At 36.9% G+C, this 3,325-nt stretch carries 5 protein-coding genes; all 5 read left to right on the forward strand.

Annotated features, from left to right (window positions below; translation table 11 throughout):
• Positions 1 to 1,060 (forward strand): DNA-directed RNA polymerase subunit alpha (locus tag ACKI5B_RS11725; protein WP_407428968.1); only part of this gene is annotated, 1,060 nt, incomplete at its 5' end.
• Positions 1,050 to 1,550 carry a 50S ribosomal protein L17 gene (rplQ, locus tag ACKI5B_RS11730; protein ID WP_407428970.1) on the forward strand — a complete coding sequence of 167 codons (501 nt, stop codon included), beginning with the start codon at positions 1,050 to 1,052 and terminating at the stop codon, positions 1,548 to 1,550. The genes ACKI5B_RS11725 and rplQ, both read left to right, overlap by 11 nt.
• 11 nt (positions 1,551 to 1,561) lie before the next feature.
• Positions 1,562 to 1,807: a hypothetical protein gene (locus ACKI5B_RS11735; protein ID WP_407428972.1), complete on the forward strand. Its 246-nt coding sequence runs from the start codon at positions 1,562 to 1,564 to the stop codon at positions 1,805 to 1,807.
• A gap of 208 nt (positions 1,808 to 2,015) precedes the next feature.
• Complete coding sequence (locus tag ACKI5B_RS11740) at positions 2,016 to 2,429, forward strand: hypothetical protein (protein WP_407428974.1); 414 nt, start codon at positions 2,016 to 2,018, stop codon at positions 2,427 to 2,429.
• 2 nt (positions 2,430 to 2,431) lie between these two features.
• Positions 2,432 to 3,286 carry a hypothetical protein gene (locus ACKI5B_RS11745; protein WP_407428976.1) on the forward strand — a complete coding sequence of 285 codons (855 nt, stop codon included), beginning with the start codon at positions 2,432 to 2,434 and terminating at the stop codon, positions 3,284 to 3,286.
• Positions 3,287 to 3,325: the final 39 nt, after the last annotated feature.

A 3,325-nucleotide genomic window follows, 5' to 3' on the forward strand; every position in this document is an offset into this window, starting at 1 on the left:
GGCTCGAAAAAACTTACTGAAAGGTTTTAAAAAACCAAAGACCGTTCAGTTCGACCCTCTTGAAACAAACCCGAATTACGGAAAGTTTACAGCTTATCCTTTTGAAACAGGTTTCGGTACAACAATTGGAAATACACTCCGACGTGTACTTCTTTCATCTATTCAGGGATATGCTATTTCCTCAGTAAGAATTACTTCTTATGATCTTGACGGAGTTCCGCACGTAATTTCAAGTGAATTTGAAACTATTCCAAATGTTTCGGAAGATACACTTGAAATCCTGAACAGCCTCAAACTTATGCGTTTGAGATTGCCGGAAGATGTTGAGCAGGATACACTTCTTTTTGATTTTAAAGGTCCTGGCACAGTCAAGACTGATGATTTCGCAAAAGAAGGCCAGCTTGAAGTTCTTACAAAAGACGTGACTGTTTTCACAATGATGGAAGGAGCTCATGTTGAGTTTGAAATTCAGGTTGATTTGGGAAGAGGTTACGTTCCTGCAGAAGTAAATGAACATTATATCGAAGTTGTTGGTACAATTCCGATGGATGCAATTTTCACTCCTGTTACAAAAGTTAAGTACATGATTGAACCATGTCGTGTCGGTCAGCGAAACGATTATGACAAGCTTGTTCTTGAAGTTTGGACTGATGGAACTATTAATCCAGAAGATGCATTGGCTGAAGCTGCAAAAATTGCAAAAGATCATTTTACAGTTTTTGTTAACTTTAATGACAGTGAGGTTTCTGGAGGCGATGATTTTGATGAAGGTGATGAAAAGATTCGTCAGCTGCTCAATACTCCTGTAGAAGAGCTTGAACTTTCTGTTCGTTCATCAAATTGTCTCAAAAATGCGAATATTCGCACAATCGGCGAATTGACTCGAAAAACTGAAGATGATATTGCTAAAACAAGAAACTTTGGCAAAAAATCACTTACAGAAATTAAAGAAAAGCTCCTTGAATGGAACTTGAACCTTGGAATGACTGATTACAGCCATCTCAAAAATTCGGTCAATTTGACAAAGCCAGCACAAAAGGAAGAATCCAATGAAAAATAAAACGGGATTTAATCCACTTTCACGAACTGCAGCTCATCAGCGTGCAATGTCGAGAAATATGGTGACTTCACTTTTCAGATTCGAACGCATTACAACAACCAAAGCAAAGGCTAAGGAAGTTCGTAAAGCAGCTGAAAAGTTGATTACTCGCGGTAAAGTAGATTCTGTACACAATCGTCGTACTGCTGCAAAGTTTATTCAGGATGAAAAAATCTTGAACAAACTCTTTACTGAAATTGGTCCTCGCATGAAGGATCGCAATGGTGGTTATACACGCATTCTTAAGCTCGGTTTCCGACAGGGTGATGCCGCTGATGTTGTAATTCTTGAACTGGTTGACTATAAGTTGCCGTCAAGTGAAGCTGAAGCTCCAGCTAAAGAAAAGAAGGCTGAAGCAAAAAAGCCAGCTGCTAAAAAAGCTCCTGCAAAAAAAGCTGCATCAAAGGCTAAGACTGCAGAGAAAGCAGCTCCTGCTGAAGAAGCTAAATAAAGGAGTTAAGTATGTCTAAAGCACATCGTGGAACTGGAGTCCGCACTGAAGTTAATCACGGTCGTGGAAAATGCCCGGTCTGTGGAAACGAAAACATCAAAGTTCTTTATGAAAAAGAAATTGATGGAAACACTGTTAAAATTTGCAAATTCTGTAATGCTAAAATGAAGAATGTTGCAAGAAAAGAAGCTAGAGCAAGTAAAGCTGCAGCAGCTGCTTCAGCACCAGCTACAGAAGAAGCTCCAGCAGAAGCATAAGTTTATACACTATGCGCAGCCGCTCCTTAATACAGGGGCGGCTTTATTTTTTTAAAATCAATAAAATATGGTAATTTTCTGTTATAACTTTGTAAAAATAAGTAAAGTCTTAATTAAAACACTTGAAAATCTCTAATTTCTCCAACAGAATGATAATGATGTGCAAAATCTTATGATTTTGAATCAATCCATACATATGAGGAATTATATGAAAGGTTTTCTTAAAAAGCTGATTCGCGGCGGAATATGTTTATTTATTCCATTATTTTTGATTTTGTCATGCTCTTCTGATGGAAGCGGAAATAATAATACGAATACAAGCGGAAGAGGAGAAACTTCTAAAGGAACTTCTTACAGACTTGAATATTTAACATCTTCGGGAGATATTTCTGTTTCACTTTCGAATTCAACTTTAACTGTTACTGTACCTGATAATACTGCAGCTTATACATATGCTTGGTATGTAAATCTAAGTCAGTTTGATTCTTCTACCTCGAATACTTTTGATTTGTCTTCATTAACAGCTGACAATACTTACGCAATTCTGGTAATTGTAACAAATTCAGAAACAGGTGTTGTATATACAGCTCAATATAATCTCACAGTAGCAGATGGAGAATAATTATGAAAATTAAAGGTTTTAATTTTTTTGTTTTAACTGCACTTTTTTTTACTTTTTTGTCTTGTACTAATATTCTTACAGATGATTCAAAATCATCTTCGGCAAATGCAGATAAAGTTTCTGTTTCTTTTAATTTTTCATCTGTAAACCGTACGGCACTTCCTTCTGTGGATTTAACAAATTATGTATATATTGTGCAATATAAGCTTTCATCAGAAACAGAGTATACAATATCATCTGCTTTTTCCGGTAATAATAATATTTCGCTTTCTCTTGCAGCCGGCACTTACGACTTTACAGTAAATGCCTATAATTCAAGCGATACAAGTTTTTCAACACCGGTTTTGACGGGAAGCTCTACAGGTAAGGCAATTTCTTCATCGTCAAATACAGTTTCTATTGTGTTAAGTGCTGTAACAGGCGGTACCGGAACTGTTTCTATCACGCTGAATATTGCAAAATCACTCAGTGTAACTCAGGTAAGCGCTGTTCTTTCGGACAGTATTACAAATACTGACAGCGGTACAAAAACTGCTGTTACCAATGGAACAACCTATGACATATTCACTTATTCTAATACTGAAGTACCTTCTGGTGTTTCAAAATATGTAATTTTCTTTCTGTATGATTCTTCAGAAAATCTTGTAACGACTTACGTTGATTCGGTATATGTCGTTTCGGGACTTACTTCATCTGATACTTATACAATTAACGGCACTACATTTATTGCAACAGTTACGGTTCAGAAAAATGGAACTGACTGGACTGATTCCGGTCTTGAAGTTACTCTCGTAAATACCACTGATTCAAGTGATACAGTTACAATGACAGCGACAACAGGTGAAGTCGGATCGTAGCCATGTCGTTCTGTGAGCCAAGGAGTTGGCTAAGACATT

This window comes from Treponema sp. (assembly GCF_045657965.1).
In the GTDB taxonomy this organism is placed as follows: domain Bacteria; phylum Spirochaetota; class Spirochaetia; order Treponematales; family Treponemataceae; genus Treponema_D.

What these genes read in the sequence shown, in the direction of transcription:
- ACKI5B_RS11740 (WP_407428974.1), top strand. Translation starts at nt 2,016, where the DNA reads ATGAAAGGTTTTCTTAAAAAGCTGATTCGCGGCGGAATATGTTTATTT.
- ACKI5B_RS11745 (WP_407428976.1), top strand. Translation starts at nt 2,432, where the DNA reads ATGAAAATTAAAGGTTTTAATTTTTTTGTTTTAACTGCACTTTTTTTT.
- rplQ (WP_407428970.1), top strand. Translation starts at nt 1,050, where the DNA reads ATGAAAAATAAAACGGGATTTAATCCACTTTCACGAACTGCAGCTCAT.
- ACKI5B_RS11735 (WP_407428972.1), top strand. Translation starts at nt 1,562, where the DNA reads ATGTCTAAAGCACATCGTGGAACTGGAGTCCGCACTGAAGTTAATCAC.